The sequence below is a fragment of the Desulforegula conservatrix Mb1Pa genome (assembly GCF_000426225.1).
Classification (GTDB): domain Bacteria; phylum Desulfobacterota; class Desulfobacteria; order Desulfobacterales; family Desulforegulaceae; genus Desulforegula; species Desulforegula conservatrix.
On sequence record NZ_AUEY01000003.1, the window covers coordinates 39346 to 57814 of the forward strand.

The 18469-nt window shown below is 42.7% G+C and carries 11 protein-coding genes; 8 read left to right on the forward strand and 3 right to left on the reverse strand.

All coding sequences use genetic code 11. From position 1 onward, the window contains the following. Nucleotides 1–4 precede the first annotated feature (4 nt). Nucleotides 5–7285 (reverse strand): response regulator, encoded by a 7281-nt coding sequence (locus K245_RS26210; RefSeq protein ID WP_051283790.1) that lies wholly within the window; start codon nucleotides 7283–7285, stop codon nucleotides 5–7. Nucleotides 7286–7723: 438 nt separating this feature from the next. Here K245_RS26210 and K245_RS0102115 point away from each other — a divergent pair, with 438 nt between their 5' ends. Continuing rightward, nucleotides 7724–8800, forward strand: a complete 1077-nt coding sequence (locus K245_RS0102115) for a patatin-like phospholipase family protein (RefSeq protein ID WP_027357976.1) — start codon at nucleotides 7724–7726, stop codon at nucleotides 8798–8800. Between the two features lie 77 nt (nucleotides 8801–8877). Next, nucleotides 8878–10593: a B12-binding domain-containing radical SAM protein gene (locus K245_RS22690; RefSeq protein ID WP_051283791.1), complete on the forward strand. Its 1716-nt coding sequence runs from the start codon at nucleotides 8878–8880 to the stop codon at nucleotides 10591–10593. 135 nt (nucleotides 10594–10728) lie between these two features. Here K245_RS22690 and K245_RS26215 read toward each other — a convergent pair whose 3' ends face one another. Both K245_RS26215 and K245_RS0102130 read right to left on the reverse strand, forming a co-directional pair. Beyond that, nucleotides 10729–11709: an electron transfer flavoprotein subunit alpha/FixB family protein gene (locus K245_RS26215; protein WP_051283792.1), complete on the reverse strand. Its 981-nt coding sequence runs from the start codon at nucleotides 11707–11709 to the stop codon at nucleotides 10729–10731. A 2-nt stretch (nucleotides 11710–11711) separates the two neighbouring features. Beyond that, nucleotides 11712–12503 (reverse strand): electron transfer flavoprotein subunit beta/FixA family protein, encoded by a 792-nt coding sequence (locus K245_RS0102130; RefSeq protein ID WP_027357977.1) that lies wholly within the window; start codon nucleotides 12501–12503, stop codon nucleotides 11712–11714. Between the two features lie 177 nt (nucleotides 12504–12680). Here K245_RS0102130 and K245_RS0102135 point away from each other — a divergent pair, with 177 nt between their 5' ends. From K245_RS0102135 to K245_RS0102160, 6 genes are all read left to right on the forward strand, one after another. Continuing rightward, nucleotides 12681–13385 (forward strand): histidine phosphatase family protein, encoded by a 705-nt coding sequence (locus tag K245_RS0102135; RefSeq protein ID WP_027357978.1) that lies wholly within the window; start codon nucleotides 12681–12683, stop codon nucleotides 13383–13385. Between the two features lie 20 nt (nucleotides 13386–13405). Next, a complete protein-coding gene (locus K245_RS0102140; protein ID WP_027357979.1) occupies nucleotides 13406–14608 on the forward strand; it encodes an acyl-CoA dehydrogenase family protein in 1203 nt (400 codons plus the stop codon). 161 nt (nucleotides 14609–14769) lie between these two features. Further along, nucleotides 14770–15465, forward strand: a complete 696-nt coding sequence (locus tag K245_RS0102145; RefSeq protein WP_027357980.1) for a TetR/AcrR family transcriptional regulator — start codon at nucleotides 14770–14772, stop codon at nucleotides 15463–15465. Between the two features lie 58 nt (nucleotides 15466–15523). After that, nucleotides 15524–16576, forward strand: a complete 1053-nt coding sequence (locus K245_RS0102150; protein ID WP_027357981.1) for a phosphotransferase family protein — start codon at nucleotides 15524–15526, stop codon at nucleotides 16574–16576. Nucleotides 16577–16777: 201 nt separating this feature from the next. Further along, entirely contained in the window at nucleotides 16778–17536 is a 759-nt protein-coding gene (locus K245_RS0102155; RefSeq protein ID WP_027357982.1) for an SDR family oxidoreductase, read from the forward strand. Between the two features lie 111 nt (nucleotides 17537–17647). Further along, nucleotides 17648–18469 carry an SDR family NAD(P)-dependent oxidoreductase gene (locus K245_RS0102160; RefSeq protein ID WP_027357983.1) on the forward strand — a complete coding sequence of 274 codons (822 nt, stop codon included), beginning with the start codon at nucleotides 17648–17650 and terminating at the stop codon, nucleotides 18467–18469.

Sequence of the window (18469 nt, forward strand, 5' to 3'; positions counted from 1 at the left end):
AAAGTTAATCTTCATCCACATACTCGATTTTTACCTTTTCAATATAATCATGAGCATTTTCCATCAGCTCTTTTACGCTTTCCATATCCCTATTTTTAAATGCTCTTTCAATATCAAGGAATATTCCTGAAAGCTCGGCAAGCTCATAATTACCAGCTGCCCCTTTAAGCCCGTGTGCGAGTCTTGCAAGATTTTCACTATCTCCTTCTTCAAGGGCTTTTTTCATATTTTCGGTTTCCCTGCGTATTTCGTCAAAGAGAGCGGGGATCAGATCCTCGAACAGCTTGTTTATTCTTGCGCTGTAACTTTCTTTTTTTCGGGCATACTCTTTTTCTTCTTTGGCATTTTCCAGGGGAGGCACTCCTATTTCATTAATGAGCGCATTACAGTCTGCCTGCCTGATTATCTGCGAGAATCGGAAAAGCACCTGTATCAGTTCTTTTTTCTTGAACGGCTTTGAAATAAAATCCGTGCATCCGGCATCAAAACACTTTTGCCTGTGTTCTGAAAAAGCATGGGCAGTCAAAGAGATTATGGGAACTTCAGCAAATCCGTTTTCTCTTTCCCATTTTCTTATTCTTTTTATCGCTTCGAAGCCGTCCACCTCAGGCATTTCCATATCCATCAGTATGATATCATACTTTCCGTTCTTGTATTTTGAAACCGCATAACCACCATGATCGGCAAAATCAATTTCAACCGGATAAGTCTTCAAGTATGCCTTCACAACCTTTCGATTTGCCTCTATGTCTTCGGCGCATAGTATCCGCATGTATCCGATGTCAAAATTGTCAGCAGTGTTTTCCTTTTCGCTCAGAAGGCATTGTTTTGATCTGATGGCAGAGAGAATACTATTGAGAAGCTCAGCCTTATTTACTGGCTTTGGAATATATTCTGCTATTCCCATTTCAAGAATAGCTGTTTTTGATTCAGCCTCAACGTCTGATGTAAGCAGAATAATCGCAGGAGGCGAGTCATGATGAAGTTTCATGATTTCCCATGCGGCCTGGATCCCATCCATATCCGGCATTTCCGAATCCATTAAAACAAGGTCATAAGGAATTCCAGCCTGTCTGCCTTTGAATATTTCATTCAGGGCTTCGTTCCCGCTTTTGCTTTCATTGACTCTTGCGCCCCATCTTGAAAGATAATCTTTTAGAATAAGGCGGTTTGTTGCATTGTCATCCACCACCAGAACATGAGTTCCAAAAAGATCAGTTTGGGATATTTGGCTTCCGGGTTTAATAGAAACCGTTTTGGGAAGCGGAATAGAAAAAAAGAAGTCTGTTCCTTTACCTAATTCAGATTCCACACTTATTGTTCCGCCCATTATCTCCACAAGTTTTTTGGTGATTGAAAGGCCGAGGCCTGTGCCCCCAAATTTTCTTGTTGTCGATGAATCCGCCTGGGAAAAGCTGTCAAATACTGATTCAAGTTTGTCTTTCGGTATTCCAATTCCAGTATCTTTAACTTTGAAAACCAACGTCTCGGATAAGGCAGCCTCTCGTTCATCCGATGAGTAATCAAATATTTCAAGAGTTACAGAACCTTCCTGTGTAAATTTGATTGCGTTACCCATCAGATTTAACAGTATCTGCCTCAATCTAGTTGGGTCTCCTATCCTGAATGGATGAATGTCTTCAGGCATATTTAAATGCAGATCTATTCCCTTGTCATGGGCCTTCAGGGAAAGAATCCTCATGATATTTTCACACTGTTCGTTAAGATCAAACGGAATAGCTTCTATTTCAATACGGCCTGCCTCAATCTTGGAAAAATCAAGAACATCATTGATTACGCTGAGAAGAAGTTCTCCGGAGGATTTGAATGTCTGGACATAATCCATCTGCTCAGCTGAAAGCTGTGATTCGGAAAGCAGCTCTGCCATGCCGAGGATAGCATTGAGGGGCGTTCTGATTTCGTGGCTCATGGTTGCAAGAAACTCGCTTTTGGAGCGAGTGGATGCCTCTGCCGCTTCCTTGGCTATCTTAAGCTCACTAAGCCTTTTTCTTTCTGTAATATCTTCGGTTATGCCATCAATATGTGTGATATTTCCGTCTTTGTCCTTGGCGGCCTGGGCATTTACAGAAATGGTGATAATGCTGCCATCTCTGTTATAGGCATCGAACTCAAAATCCCTGACTCTTCCAAAATTTATTATTTGCCGTATGAACTCGTCCCTGTCCGAAAGATTGACATAGATGTTTGTCGAGAAGTTTTTTAAATACTCAAAACCATCTTCAACAGACTCATAACCAAAAATTCTGGCAAGTGCATGATTTGCTGCAAGCAGCCTGCCATCAAGGGTTGACTGAAAAATACCCTCTACAGCGTTGTCAAATATAGTGCGGTATTTTTGTTCGGCCGCCTTTAGATTTTCTTCGGCCTTTATCCTCTCGGCAATATCTCGTCCAACACCTCGAAAACCAATGGGGTTACCTTTTTTGTCTTTTATGAGGGTAGCCACTGTTTCAAATATAGCTTTGTCACCATCTTTTTTTATAACTTGCCAGTGAAATGGCTTGCCAGGATTACCTGTTGTAAATATTCCTCCATAGTATTCGTAAAGCCTTGGGATATCTTCGTCAGGAGTTATTTTTCTGAAGTCCAGATTATCGAATTCTTCCTTTGAATAGCCTGTCACTTTGCATACCGAAGCGTTTACAAAAACTATTTTTCCACTAAGATCTGTTTCGCAATAAGCGTCTTCCATTTCCTCAAGGATTTTTTTATATTTTGCCTCGCTCTCTTTCAGAGCCTCCTCAGCTTCTGTCCTTTCAGTGATTTCATTTTTAAGATTTTCATAAAGAGTCGCGTTCTGGATGGAAATGGCAGCCTGGGCCGTGAGGATTCCCAGAACTTCAACCCTGTCCGGAGTAAAAGCACCTGATATATGATTATTTTCAAGATAAAGAACACCGAGAATTGTTCCATGCTGAAGCAGAGGCATGCATAAAACTGACTGTGTCTTATTCTTTATTATGTATGGATCCCTTGCGAAAACATCGTCTGATCCTGCATTGGTGAGAATCAGGTTTTTTTTAGTACGTGCACAGTAATTGACTATCGAAATGGAGAAATCGTCCGAGTTTTCAGCCTTATAAGGCTTAAACCCATCTTTATTTTCCTCGCCCACCGATATTCTGGCTTCAACTGTCAACTCCTCATTTCTGGAAAGAAGGAGGAACCCTCTCTGGGCTCCCGCATTTTCCATTACTATTCTAAGCAGACTGCTTAAAAGCTTGCTTAAAACAATTTCTCCGGAGATTGCCTGGGAAGCTTTCATGACAGACATCAAATCAAGGGTTTTGGAAAGATCAGGTATCTTGCAGGTATCCCCTCCATCTTCAACTGCTGAAATAACGTCGCTGATGTCGGTTATTTCCTTGATGATTTTTCTGTGTTTCTTTTCAAGATCCCTTGCCTTTGCTATCGCTCCCCATTTTGTGTAACACCAGTGAGATCTTGCCATGCATGCAGAAGCCATTTCCTGAAGATTTTTTCCTGCATAGAATTTGGCCATGAGTTCACTTGCCATTGCTTCTTCATGGATGAATCCATTTTCATTCGCAAGATTTACAGCTTTTTCATAAAGTCTGCCTGCTTCAGCATTATTGCCCCTGACCCTTTCAGACTCAGCCGCTATAATAAGATATTTGTGCATATAGTTGGCAGGACAGGTTTCCGCCCATTTTTTTAGTTTCTTCTGGGTGAATCCAACCTTTTTCAGGGTTTTATTTTTTTGGGACGATGAAGAACCAGTGGTTAATGCGGCAAGTCTTATCAGGGCTCTGTAATAATAATAGACAGTGAAGATATATACTCCGGGCACAAATCGCAGATACTTTTTTGCATTGTCTGCTTCATTAATAGCTGCTTCATAATTTTCAAAAATATAGCAGAGAATCATTTTGCTCAGACACAGAAAAAAAGAACCGAACCTGTCACTGGCCTCATCATGGATACCAGCCATGCTCTCTTCATCGTATATTCTTCCCTGTATCATAGTCGGCGTTTTTGACCCTCCCATAAGATTCAGTATTACCTGTCTGAGCATCTGGTTATAATTCAGAACCGTTTTTTGTTTGTACCTTGCCATCTCATCGCTATAGGTTTTCATTTCCTGCTCAAGCTTGCCAAGCTCACTGCCGCAGAAAAAAGAATGATAAGCAAAGACCCAGGCACTCAGTGCAGCAAATTCAAGATCACCTTTATCAACGCTTATCTGCATTGTTTCAAGAAGTTCGGGTATTGTGCTTTTGATATGTTCTGACCAGTGATTTGTATATGAATTGATGGCGTGCCTAACCCTTGCCTCAATTTTGGGGGTGTTGTTCTTTTTTGCCATTTTGATTGCAAGTTTGCCGAAATATGAACTTTTTTCATAAAATCCGGATGCGGCAAGCGCCATTGAATAATATGCAAACCACAGAGGCGATTCAATGGTTTTGCCTTTTTTGAGAATCATTCTGATAATTTTCATTATTAGAACAAAGGCAGCCATGTTGTGTCCTGCGATATAAAGGGCTGAGGCCGCACTTGCGCCTATTCGAATGACTGCGCCAGACAACTGGTCTGTCATCCACGGCATTTCCAAAAGAACTTCTTCGGTTTTATTTTTTAAAGCGAATCTGGTTCTGATGAATTCGATGGATGAATTGAAAAGATTGGGTTTCTTTGGAAAAACTACATTCAGGCGTTCAAGTATTTCATACACAGTTTTTAAGGCATCTCGAAGCATATTCCTGGCCATGAAGCCCTGGATCTTTATTTCATATATCTGAATCGCCTGGGTGATATCCTTGGCGTGCTTAATTGTATCTTCAGCAAGCAAATCCATTTCCTCAAATTCTGTGGAAAGATATGCTGCTTCTGCTCCCTCGGTATGGAGTGAAATGGAAAGTTTATAATTGTCTTCCCATATTTTTTCCCCAAGAAGCTGTATGCCTGTTTTAAAATAGCGGAGAGCATGCTCATATGAGGCTGACAGCCTGGCTTTTTTCCCTGCTGTATAATTCAGTTCGGCAAGCTTCTCTATCTCAGATTCATCCTTGATAAGACTGCTTCCCATGTTAAGATGATTTACAATATCAAAAAGTTTTTCATCAAAACCTACGGTTTTCATATTTTTCAGAAGAGTCCTGCCTATTTTAAGGTGAAGCTCCGGCTTGTTGGCTTTTGCTATCAGGGAATAGGCTGCCTGATGTACCCTGTTGTGCATGAATTTGTACGTGATTTTGGGAGATTCTGTGTTTTCAAGATATTTATAAATGTAGTCTATCGGGTGTATAAGCCCGTCCCTCAAGGGTTCCCACATTTCATCGATTGTTTCTGCCGGACATTTTTCATTTACTATGGACAGGGTTTTCAGTTCGAATTTGCTCCCAATGCAGGCAGCAAGTTGGAGTATCCTCTGGGCGTTTTCAGGCAGCTTCTTTATATTTGCCACCATAAGATCAATCACATTGTCCGTAATATCCATCTGTCTGATTTTTTCAATATCCCATTTCCACGACGATTCCCGTTTGTTGTCCTGAAGAACAGATCTTGCTAACTGATATTCTATGAGCCCTTCTTTATGGAGCGTTGTCAGAAACTGATTGAGAAAAAAAGGATTACCACGGGTTTTTTCAAAACACAGGTCAGAAAGAGGTCTCGCAGCATCGTCAGTGCATTTCAGGGTTTCAGCCACAAGCTTGTTTGTGTTTGAGCGGCTTAATGAACCAAGATGCAGTGAATTTATACCGATTCCCTTTTTTTCCAGATTTTCCACAGCCTGCATGAAGGGGTCTGCCGCGAAAACCTCGTTATTCCTGAAGGCGCAGATAATGAGAATATGGCTGGCATCAGAACTTGTCATGAGAAGTTCGATCATTTTTATTGATGGCAGGTCAGCCCACTGAATATCGTCGAGAAAAATAACACATGGGTGATTATCAGATGCAAATGTCAGGACTGTCTTCTGGAAAACCATGCTGAAAAGATTCTGATATTCCGACGGCAGCAATCCTGAGACTTCGGGCATAGGGCCGGTTATCAGTTCGATATCAGGTATTACTTCAGCAATGAGCTTACCGTTAGGGGAAAGAGCTTTAATAAGCCTGTTTTTCCAATATGCTATTCTGTCAGCGTTCTCTGTAAGAACCTGGCGAACAAGATCCTTGAGAGCCTGAATCAGTGAAGAATAAGGAATGTCGCGCATGAACTGGTCAAATTTGCCGGAAATAAAATACCCTCTTTTCCCCACAACAGGTTTCTGTATTTCCATAACCAGGGCTGTTTTGCCAACACCTGCAAAGCCCTTGACCAGCATCATCTCCATAGCCCCTTTGCCGGCTCTGTCAAAATGGTCAAGAAGCAGCTCAAGTTCTTTTTCCCGTCCATAGAGTTTCTGGGGTATGTGAAATTTATCTGACAAGTCATCCATGCCTATTTCAAATGAACTTATTCTTCCTGACAGCCTGAGCTGATCGACGCATTTCTGCAAATCGTTCTTTAGGCCGGCAGCGCTCTGATAGCGGTCTTCAGCCTTTTTGGAAAGGAGCTTGAGTATGATGTCAGATATGACACCGGGTATTTCAGGTTTTGTCTCGGAAACCGGACGAGGAGGTTTTGCAATATGACAATGAACCATCTCCATTGAATCATCTGCAATAAAGGGTTTTGAGCCGGTAAGAATCTCATGAAAACCGACTCCGAGTGAATACAGGTCTGTTCTGTAGTCCATTGCCCTGTTCATTCGTCCCGTCTGTTCAGGAGAGACATAGGCAAGATTGCCTTCCATGAGTCCTGGACTCCGTATTTCAGGGTTCTCGCTCGTCAGGGACGTTGCGATGCCAAAGTCTATAATTCTAATGCTATCGTTTTTCTGGTTCCAGATGATATTTGAAGGATTTATGTTTTTGTGCATTATTTCAAGCTGATGGATCGAACCAATGATGCCGGTAATGCTTATCGCAAGGGGCAGGAACTGTTCATGATTTATGCCTTTTTCCGGTATAAGGCTGTCCAGGGATTGACCGCCGGTGTCTTCCATTACCATGGCGATCGTATTGCGGATTTTTTCAAGGGCTTTGATTTTTATTACTCCGTCCAGATTTATTTTTCTGGTCATTTCATATTCTCTTATAAAACGCCCTGTCTCCTCAGGGGAGGGGTTATCTCTGTTCAGAATTTTAATTATTACTGGCTGGTTGTCGCTTGTTTTTATTCCTCTGTATATGATTGTTGCATCGCTTTCATAAATACAGTCATTTATTTCATACCCTGGTATCGTGGCGGTCATATAGTCACCTTATGAAATGAACAATTGAGGACAAGTATCTTTTCTGCTGATCCGGGAGTAGGCTTTTTTACTGAAAGGCTGTGAACCAAATCCTTATAAGATTTGTAAATTGGGGCCATAGTTCCTTAATGGGGCTTATGAATATTTTTAAGAATATTTCATATAAAGACTTGAGTCAAGGACTGGGGCTGTACGGTCGTTTGGTTCAAAAAAATATCCTTTAAAAATCCTGTACAGGATTAAAATGCCAATGGTGGTGTCAGCATTTGATGGATATAACAAATGCATTTCGGGAATATAAAAATGACAATAAATCTAAAAATATTTTTCTTACTTTAAAATTTTCTATAAAAATAAGGCTGTTGCGTAATAATATCTTGCAGGCATGTATTTTGCTTCTCGTTTTCGGATCATCAATATAAACTCCGAGAGAAGCAAATGAGCAAATATCTGAATTTTAAAGCTGGAGAAAAAGCCTTACAAGTCATCCGGGACAAGGGACTATCGCCTGATGATGTAAAAATCATGGCAGGAGCTTCAGGAGCTGCAAAATGGCTTGTTCTGTCTGATCTTGACAGATTTCTTTTTTCAAAATGGTTCAGAGTCAGAAAGACGCCTCTTTTTCTTGCAGGAACGTCCATCGGTGCCTGGCGTTTTGCAGCTGCGGCGTGCCCTGATCCTGAAGATTCTCTTCTGAAGCTTGAAGACAGTTACATCAACCAGACCTACATAGGAAAACCGACAAAAAAAGAAATAACTGCATTCGGTTGGCAGATAATAGACAGAATCTTTGATGACAGATCCGTTTCCCATGCCCTGAATCACCCCTCTTTCAGGCTTAACATCATCGCGTCCAGAAGCAAACCTGTTGTCTCATCATCTTCATCAATTCTCACTGGCGCAGGTTTTGGACTGAGCATTCTGGCAAATTCTGTAAGAAGAAAATATCTGGGATATTTTTTTGAAAGGGCTCTGTTTTTCGATCAAAGAGGCCTCCCTCCTTTTTATGATATGAACTGCTTCCCCATGAAAAGAATATGTCTTTCTCCGCAAAATCTCAGGGAAGCTGTCATGGCTTCAAGCGCAATCCCTTTTATGACAGAGCCTTTGAAAAACATCAAAGGCGCTCCGTCTGGAATTTACAGAGATGGGGGAATCCTCGACTACAACCTGGACATCCCTTTTCTTCCTGAAGGCAGCAATGACATAGTTTTCTATCCCCATTATTCAGAACGAATCACACCTGGATGGTTCGACAAAAAACTGAAACACCGAAGGCCGCTTGAAAAAAACATGTCGAATGTTCTCCTTGCTTATCCCTCTGCGGAGTTCCTTAAGCTTCTTCCGCATGGAAGAATCCCTGACAGGAAGGATTTCATGCATTTTTTCGGAAAAGACGGGGAACGAATCAGATATTGGAAGAAATCAGCCGAGATTGGCCGTGTTATCACCGAGGAATTTAATGATGCGGTGGAATCAGGCCGTATCAGAAATATGGTCAGGCCTTTTTTTTGAACAATTATTCAACATCCTTAAATATTTAAATTTTTTGCGGCACGTTTCTTAAAACAAGCGATCCGCTGGAGGCAAACATGAAAAAAACAAAAGTGCTATTTACATCGGTTTTTGGTCCATTCGGAATAAAGGATGAATGGGGCGAAGAACTCGGAATGCAGATGGAGCTTCTAAATAATCAGGTAACAAGGCAGCAGGGCGTTCATTCTCCGAGGCAATCCTATCTGACCTTTGCCCTTTACCTTTTGGCAGAAAATATCTCTGTGCCAAGCACAGTTCTTGATTTTCCGCTCTGGAACGATTTTGTCGAAGAACTTAAAAAAGGCTATTCCCATGTGGCAATTTCATTCATTGTGCCCAATGTCCTTAAAGTGAAAAGAATGGCTGAATACATCAGGGCAAACTATCCTGATATCAAGATAATCCTTGGAGGTTACGGCACAATCATTCCTGATCTTAAAACAATTGTCCCCCATGATGAGTGCTGCCGGGGCGAAGGAGTCAAATGGCTCAGGGAATATTTCGGAGATAACCCAGATACGCCGATATTTCATCCGGTTCTTAAAAATCCTGTTTACAGCTATATCTACGGAATGCCGTCAAAACCAAGGGGGTCAGTTATATTTCCAGGGGTTGGATGTGAAAACGGCTGCCGTTTTTGCATAACTTCCCATATGTTCAAAAAAGAGCATGTTTCCCTTCTGCCCACCGGACGAGACGTTTTTGACGTCTGCCTTCGGGCTGAAAAAGAACTGGACGCCAGAAACTTCATGGTTCTGGATGAAAACTTTCTCAAACACGAAAAAAGATCAAAAGGGCTTCTGCATGAAATGGAAGCTCATCTGAAGCCATATGTTTTCGTTACATTTTCATCAGCCGAAAACATAAAACGCATGGGTGTGGATTTTCTTGTAAGATGCGGGATCAGCAGACTCTGGGTCGGAGTCGAATCAAAACGCAATCTCCATGACAAAACCAAAGGCATTGATCTTAAAGAACTTTTTGCCGAACTAAGATCAAAAGGCATCATAGTTCTGGCATCCACAATTCTTTTCCATGATCATCATGACAGGCACACAATTGATGAGGAAATTGACTGGGTAATTGATCTGAATACTGATCTTGTTCAGTTCATGAATTATCATCCTTGGCCAGGAACTCCGCTTTATGAAGACTTGAAAAATGAAAACCGTCTTAAAAGTGTTCCGTACAGACATCAGCACGGAGCATCCGAGCTTAATTTCGTTCATCCTCATATAACTGGGGCAAAAGATCATGAAGAATATCTTAAAAACGCCTTCAGACAAAAATACCTTAAAGGTGGGCCAGCTATTGTAAGCATGGCAGAGACCACATTAAGGGGGTATCTGAGAGCAGTTAAGGATCATGAAACCCGCATGGCCGAAGGTCTTTTCTGGAACAGCGAGACAATGAAATACGAGAAAAGATCTGGAAAAACCGGAGATTCTTTCATGGAAGCCAGAATCAAGGCAATACGTGATGAAGCTGTGCGCTATTTTCCTTCACTTCTGCCTGCATTCTTATTTGCGCCGAATACAAAATCACGCCTCAAGACATTGTCTGTGTTTAGGCTCTATATAAAAGCCTTTGGCAAACCAGGATGGGCGGATCTTCTTAAATCATTTGCCCTGACAGCAAGTGCTCTTACAGAATTTATCAGGATTATTATGAGCCGAATAAACGGCCATGAAGGTATTATCCGCCAGCCAAAAGTTAACAGGGTTGAGTGTTCGGGAAATATGGCAGTGGCCGTGCATGATATTGCTGCATGAAATTTTGATGAAGTCGAAAAAAGTCTAAAAATGGCTTAAGCGTGATGCCGGACTTGATCCGGCATCCATAATTTCAGCAACTTCTGGATTCCGGCCTGCGCCGGAATGACGGTAATAGGGCTTTTTGCGAGTCCATCAAGTATCACCCAGTTGCCTGATAAGCTCAGGCAAAAAAACTTTCACATCCTCAACTATCCCAATGTCAGAATGTCTGAAAAACGGGGCGTTCTTATCTGTATTTATGGCAATCACCATTTCAGAATCCTGCATTCCCTGGATGTGCTGGGAAGAGCCAGATATTCCGCAGGCAATATAAAGTTTTGGAGAAACAATTGCGCCTGTGATTCCGACCTGATGTTTGTATTCCATCCATCCCTGATCGCAGACAGGCCTTGAACACCCCACTGCGCTTCCTGGAATCAGTTCAGCAAGATCATTGATCAGATCTATATTTTCAGGCCCGCCTATTCCCTGTCCTGCTGAAATTATGACCTTTGCTTCTTTAAGTCCTGCTTCTGCCTTGGCTCCGTATGTCCATCCCTCGACAACAGATCTTGACTCGTGTTCAGGAGTATCCATGAATCTGACCTTGAACTGCCCGTTTTCCCGGATTATTCTTTCACCGAACGCAGATGATGGAGTCGTGATTACCGTTGTTTCTGCCTTAGATACAATATCAGCCAGGAATTTGCCTCCCCATACGGATCTGCTGAAGACAAGATTGCTTTCGGTGTCATTTATTCCACTGACTCCTGAAATCCATGCCGCATCGAGTTTTGCAGCAAGAGCAGGCGCGACAGCAGAGTATTCAGGTGTCTCAGGAAAAATAATGAAGCCCGCTTTTATTTCTGAAAAAACCCCTTTAAAAATTTTCAGCAAGGCTTCCGGGGCGAGTGAAGCAGCCTGTACTTCAACGGCAAAAATATCAGAATGTAATTCCTTTGCCATGTCACCGGCTTTTTTAAGAATATCGGGCCCGGTTATCAGAAGGGCAGACGGAAGACCTGTCTGCATAGAAATCCTTGAAGCAAGGCTCATTGCTGAAATTGTTCTTGGAGATGAGACTAATTCCATACTTGATACAGTAATGATATATTTTTTAACATCTAAGTTCATGATTAACCTCCGACTTTTATGGCTTTTAACAGACCATTCTCCTTCATTATTCTTATAACCTCGGACGCTTTTTCAGATGAGCTTCCCCGGAGGATTTTTGTTTTTCTAGACGCTTCAGGCTGCCTGTAGCCCTTGATGTTTTGTTTTAATGCAAAAGTGCCAAGGCATATTGTCTCTATTTCGGCCTGGTTGGCTCTGAGCATTGCTGAAAGCTTTGGATAGCGCGGAGTGTTTATTCCTGTCTGAAGAGTCACAAGCGCGGGCATTTCCAGGCTGATCAACTGGCGCAGGCCACCATCCATTTCGCTTGCCGACCTTACTGCGTATTCTCCGGAAATAATTTCCATTTCAACGGAAGAAACAGCAAAAGGGAGTCCGAGATAAGAGGCAATCATGGGGCCTGTTGCTGACTCCATCCTGTCTTCTGACATTGATCCGCAAAGAATCAGATCATAGCCGCCTTTATTTCGGACTGTTTCAGCAATTTTTTTGGCCACTGTCAAAGAATCAGGTTCTTCGTGTTCATCATGAACTATATGAATTCCGTGATCGGCGCCCATTCCCATGGAACGCCTCACCACCGAATCAGTATCAGGATTCCCGCATGTCAGGACATCAACCCGTTTAGCTATTCCGCGCTCTTTTAACTGAACAGCCGCTTCAACTGAACAAGAATCCCAAGAATTGAGTCTGTAGCCACTTGGCATGATGGGATCAATCCTTTTTTCTGTTTCATTTGCCATGATGCCATGGTCTGTTTGGGGAATAGCTTTTATACAGACAAGAATTTTCATCGCGTAGCCTTTTTATCTGATTTATAAACCTGTTTTTGATAAATATATAAAATTGTAGATGATTTGAGTCAATAAAAAAAGAGCATTCGCTCTATTTTTTATCTTGACCTTGAAATTGGCCTTGTGTATATTTGTCAAAAAGAACGAATGTTCGTTTTTGATAAATCAGGAGGAATCATGGGGTCTCTGTACTTAATCCGTCACGGTCAGGCTTCTTTTGGGAAAAATGACTATGACCAGATGTCTGAGCTTGGCATAAATCAGGCATGTGTTCTTGGTGATTTTTTCAAAAGCAGGGGCATCGGTTTTGACGCTGTTTACTCAGGATCTCTGAATCGTCAGGTTTTCACCGCAGATGCAGTTAGCAAGGCAGCCGGACTCGTTCTTTTTCCTGAAGCACTCATTGATCCGGCTTTTAACGAGTTTGACGGAGAAGGCATTTTCAGAAGCTATCTTCCCATTCTTGCTGAAAAAGAGCCTGATTGCGTTCCTGATATCAGCTCGATTCTAAAGGATAACAGATCATTTCAGAAAGTTTTTTCAAAGATAGTCGAACTCTGGATCTCAGGTGATCATGAAGTTGAAGGGGTTGAGTCGTGGAACGCCTTTCTCCGCCGTGTTGAAGCAGGATTTGACTGGATAGCCAAACTGAGGGGCTATGGAGAATGTGTGGCTATCGTAACTTCCGGTGGCGTCATTGCGGTGGCATTAAAGAAAGCTTTGGGACTAAGTGATGCAGACGCAATAAAAGAGTCCTGGAAATGCATGAACTGCTCGATTTCTGTTTTTGATTTTAATTCGGAAATACTGACCCTTCAGGATTTTAACAACACCGAACATCTTGAAGCCCTCAATGACAAGGGGCTTCTCACGTACAGATAATTACAAAGGAGGCACAAATTATGGATTTCGGAATATCAGACAGGATTAAAACCATACTTGGCATGATCAACGAATTTGTTGACCGCGAGCTTATTCCACTTGAACCTGAATATCTCACAAAAAATTTCAGTGAGATGCTTCCGGTTCTGAAGGAAAAGCAGAGAATGGTCAAGGAGATGGAGCTTTGGGCTCCAAATTATCCGAAAGACATCGGCGGTATGGGCATGACCCTTCTTGAGCACGGACTTGTTTCCGAAGCTCTCGGACGCTCTCCTTTAGGCCATTATGTTTTCTGGTGTCAGGCTCCTGATGCCGGGAACGTTGAAATTCTTCATACCTATGGGACAGAAGAGCAGAAAAAGAAATATCTTGAGCCCCTTGTTCGCGGCGACATCAGAAGCTGCTTTGCAATGACCGAAGTAGATATGCCAGGCTCAAATCCTACCATGCTTGAAACTACAGCAGTAAAAGACGGCGACGATTATATAATAAATGGCCACAAATGGTATACCACAGGAGCAGACGGGGCTTCCTTCGCAATAGCTATGGCAGTGACAGACCCTGACGCGCCTACTTACAAGCAGGCGAGCATGATTATTGTCCCCACGGACACTCCTGGATATAATCTTGTAAGAAATATCCCTGTAATGGGCCATTCCGGTGATGATTACGCAAGTCATGGCGAAGTGATTTTTCAGTCCTGCCGTGTTCCCCAGTCAAATCTTCTCGGACCCGAAGGCCACGGATTCGTACTTGCCCAGGACAGACTCGGACCAGGAAGAATTCATCATTGTATGAGATGGCTCGGTGTATGCAAACGATCCTTTGAGCTTATGTGCAAAAGAGCCGCAACCAGAAAGATAACCAAGGACGGAAGACCTCTCGGAAGCAAGCATATAGTCCAGGAATGGATTGCGGAATGCGCAGCTGAAATCCAGTCAGCCCGTCTTCTAACCCTTCATGCGGCATGGATGATCGATAATGTCGGCGCAGCAGACGCCAGGGATGAAATATCTTCAATTAAATTTTATGTCGCAAACGTTATGATGAAGGTTGTTGACCGTGCGCTTCAGGTTCATGGCGGACTTGGAATGACAGACGATACAATCCTTGCTTATTTTTTCAGACATGAAAGAGCAGCAAGAATATATGACGGGGCTGATGAAGTTCACAAAACAGCACTTGCCAAGAGAATACTCAGACAGTACGGCGCAAAAGTATAGGTTTGTGTCATATATAAAAAATCGGGGGGTTTTAAAAAAAGCCCCCATAGCCACAAAATATTATTCTAATCGTTCCTTCAGACTTATTCGTGCTGCCAATCCAGGCTGTGTTCTGGTATGGATGGCAAACTAAAAAAAGCGATGGGCCCGATGGAGAATAGATGACAACAGACAATATGACTTTCCAAAAATTCAGGGAAAAGCACGAAATATCGATGGAAGATCTTTGCAGAAAGATTTTCAACGAGAACCGTGAAAGCATAAAAATTAAAAAAGAAGAAACTGCTGTACGCAATCTGATGACAATTTTCAGTGCTACTCTTGATCTCGCAATGGAGAAAGGCTTTAATGCCATGACCCTGCGTGATTTGAGCAAAAAGTCAGAACTCAGCATGGGGTGTCTGTATTCGTATTTTTCAAGCAAGGAAGAGCTTCTTGATCTAATCCAGACCCAGGGACGAATGGCTGGCATGACGATACTTTCTTCAACAGTAAAAGAAGCAAAAGAACCCGTTGAGAAATTCAGAATGGCTGTCCGTTCCCATCTTTACCTGAGCGAAGTCATGCAGAAATGGTTCTATTTTTCATATATGGAGACAAAAAACCTGAGTAAGGCTCAACACAGGAAATCGATAGAGAATGAGCTTTTCACAGAGCAGATTTTTGCGGATATTCTGGAAGAAGGGCAAAAAGCCGGCATTTTCAAGATTGAAGGCGCTCTTCTCACAGCCGCCGTAATAAAATCAATGCTCCAGGACTGGTACCTTAAACGCTGGAAGTACAAGAAAAGAAATATCAGCGTCGAAGCATATGCGGACTTTGTTATTTCTTTTGTTGAAGCCGCTATAAGACCATAATTATCCTGGATCATGCAGAAAAAAGTATTCCGTAAACCGGATCAATCGGGAGAAGCATATGGATGTAAATGATAAAGCTGTTGACGTAAGGCAGGGCGAAGACCTTGATACAGAAAAGGTGGGGGCCTATCTAAAAAATAAAATCCCTGGGCTTGAAGGTGAGATGAAAGTAGGCCAGTTTCCCAGCGGTTTTTCAAATTTGACTTATCTAATAAGCGTCGGCAGCAGGGAAATGGTTCTCCGCCGCCCTCCATTCGGAAAAAAGGCAAAAACAGCCCACGACATGGGCAGGGAATACAGAATGCTTAAAGCCCTGCGTCCATACTTCGGCTATTGCCCTGAGCCGCTTCTTTTCTGTGAAGATCAGGAAATAATGGGCTGCGACTTTTACGTGATGGAGCGCATCCCTGGAATAATTCCGAGAAAGGAATTCCCCAAGGGCGTTGAATTAAGTCCGGCTGATAATCTCAAGCTCTGTCAGAGCCTTGTTGAAGTTCATGCAAAGCTTCACAATCTTGATTACAAGGCCATTGGGCTTGGAGATTTTGGAAATCCAACCGGTTATGTGAAACGTCAGATCGAAGGCTGGAGCAGAAGATACAGAGACGCAAGAACGCCCGATGTGCCTGATTTTGAAAAAATCATGCAATGGCTCGCTGAAAAGATGCCAGCGGATTCAGACAGGCCAGGAATCATCCATAATGATTATAAGTTCGACAATGTTGTTCTGAATGCGTCCAATCCGCTTGAAATAATCGGTGTTCTTGACTGGGAAATGGCCACGATAGGCGATCCTTTAATGGATCTTGGATCATCCATGGCTTATTGGGTCAATCAGGACGATCCTGAAAATCTCCAGGCAATGCGTCAGATGCCCACAAACAAGCCAGGGATGATGACAAGGAACGAGATCGTAGAATATTACGGCAAACTGACCGGAATAGATGTCTCAGGTTTTGATTATTACTACTGCTTCGGACTTTTCAGGCTGGCTGTCATCGCCCAGCAGATTTATTACCGTTATTATAATGGCCAGACCAAGGACTCAAGGTTCAAGATGCTTGGTTTTGTTGTCGCAATTCTGGAAGAGGCGGCAATGAAGCTGATTTGATTTTCGATTTTTGAATTTGGATTTTTGATTATGTTTTGGAAACTATGAATTTTAACAATCATAAATCTGAAATCAAAAATCATCTGGTCGTAGGGTGCTCAAACCACAAGGTTTGCGCACCATTGCGCATTTGGGCAAAGTTCTTTTTTAGAAGTATTTCAACATGAATATTCAAAAATATAAAAATCAGGAGGTGGCAAAATGGGAGTCTTCTCACTTGATGGAAAAATAGCTCTTATAACAGGCGCAAGCCGCGGAATTGGCGAAGCCATTGCAGTCCTTCTTGCAGACCACGGCGCTCACTGCATTCTCACAAGCCGTAAGGCAGCAGGTCTTGAGACAGTTGCCGACTCAATCCGCAAGAAAGGCGGGAAAGCAGATGTTATCACCTGCCACATGGGCGAACTTCCGCAGATAGACGCACTCATGGAAAAAATTGAGCAGCAGTTCGGCAGGCTCGACATTCTTGTTTCAAACGCTGCCACCAATCCTTATTTCGGTGAAATCACAGGCTGCGACGAAAACGCCTGGGACAAGATCATGGACGTGAATCTCAAAGGGCCGTTTTTTCTCATGAAGGCTGCCTCAAAGCTTATGGAAAAAGGCGGAGGAGGCTCAATTGTGACAGTTTCCTCTATAAATGGAATTTCTCCTGCTCCTTTCCAGGGTGTTTACGCTATTTCAAAGGCGGGCGTAATAGCTACCACAAAGGCATTTGCCAAGGAACTAGCGACCAAGAACATCAGAGTCAATTCTCTTCTGCCCGGTCTTACAGACACCAAATTTGCGGAAGCCCTTATTTCCAATGACGATATCAAAAATTATGCAGTCAACCAGATTCCTATGCGCCGCTATGCACAGCCGTCTGAAATGGCTGGAGCTGTGCTTTACCTTGTTTCGGATGCGGCATCGTTTACAACCGGTACTTGCATAATCTGTGACGGCGGTATGATGGCTTAGTTGCGTGTAGGTTTCGTGATGTTCTTTCACGCACCATTTATTTGAATTCATTGTGTCAATAAGGGATCAAAAAATTACCCTTTCTGGACAAATATCTCGGATGAGTGATCTATGAAAAATCTTGAAAATAAAGTGGCGGTAATAACAGGCGCAGCCTCAGGCATTGGCAGAAGCCTTGCTCTGAAGCTTGCAAAAGAGGGATGCATGCTTGCACTTTCAGATGTCAATGAAGACGGGCTCGCAGAGACAGTTTCAATGACCGGTCTTCCTTCTGAAAAAGTTTTCATAAAAAAGCTGGATGTTTCAAATGAAGCTGATTTCAATACATTCGCATCTGATGTTGTATCAAAATTCGGAAGCGCGGACATTTTGATAAACAATGCCGGCGTAAATCATAACGGTAAAGTTATTGATACTCCGACAGAAGATTTGAAATGGATTTTTGATATAAACTTCTGGGGAGTCGTATATGGCAGCCGTGCTTTTCTTCCCCATATGATGAAAAGACCGGGAGCTTCCCTTGTCAATATTTCCAGCCTTTTCGGACTTGTGGGAGTCCGCGGACAGTCAGCTTACTGTGCCACGAAGTTTGCGGTAAGGGGGTTTACAGAATCGCTTCGCCAGGAATTGAAACTTGCCAAGGCTGAAATGGATGTAATTTCAGTGCATCCTGGCGGAATCAAAACCAATATAGCCAAGAACGCCCGTATGGTCACCGCAAACGGAGCAGCATCAGATGCTGAACTGAAAAAATTCGCCTCTCTTTTTGAAAAGGTTGCAAAAACCACGGCAGATCAGGCAGCAGATACAATCATTGACGGAATCAAAAAAAGCAGGTCAAGGGTTCTTATCGGAAATGACGCAAAACTGCTTGATAAAATCCAGAGATTCTTTCCTGCCGGATATGACAAGATTTTTGCGAAGATTCTTTAA

What these genes read in the sequence shown, in the direction of transcription:
- K245_RS26210 (WP_051283790.1), bottom strand. Translation starts at nt 7,285, where the DNA reads ATGACCGCCACGATACCAGGGTATGAAATAAATGACTGTATTTATGAA.
- K245_RS0102155 (WP_027357982.1), top strand. Translation starts at nt 16,778, where the DNA reads ATGGGAGTCTTCTCACTTGATGGAAAAATAGCTCTTATAACAGGCGCA.
- K245_RS0102115 (WP_027357976.1), top strand. Translation starts at nt 7,724, where the DNA reads ATGAGCAAATATCTGAATTTTAAAGCTGGAGAAAAAGCCTTACAAGTC.
- K245_RS0102160 (WP_027357983.1), top strand. Translation starts at nt 17,648, where the DNA reads ATGAAAAATCTTGAAAATAAAGTGGCGGTAATAACAGGCGCAGCCTCA.
- K245_RS26215 (WP_051283792.1), bottom strand. Translation starts at nt 11,709, where the DNA reads ATGAACTTAGATGTTAAAAAATATATCATTACTGTATCAAGTATGGAA.
- K245_RS0102135 (WP_027357978.1), top strand. Translation starts at nt 12,681, where the DNA reads ATGGGGTCTCTGTACTTAATCCGTCACGGTCAGGCTTCTTTTGGGAAA.
- K245_RS0102150 (WP_027357981.1), top strand. Translation starts at nt 15,524, where the DNA reads ATGGATGTAAATGATAAAGCTGTTGACGTAAGGCAGGGCGAAGACCTT.
- K245_RS0102140 (WP_027357979.1), top strand. Translation starts at nt 13,406, where the DNA reads ATGGATTTCGGAATATCAGACAGGATTAAAACCATACTTGGCATGATC.
- K245_RS0102145 (WP_027357980.1), top strand. Translation starts at nt 14,770, where the DNA reads ATGACAACAGACAATATGACTTTCCAAAAATTCAGGGAAAAGCACGAA.
- K245_RS0102130 (WP_027357977.1), bottom strand. Translation starts at nt 12,503, where the DNA reads ATGAAAATTCTTGTCTGTATAAAAGCTATTCCCCAAACAGACCATGGC.
- K245_RS22690 (WP_051283791.1), top strand. Translation starts at nt 8,878, where the DNA reads ATGAAAAAAACAAAAGTGCTATTTACATCGGTTTTTGGTCCATTCGGA.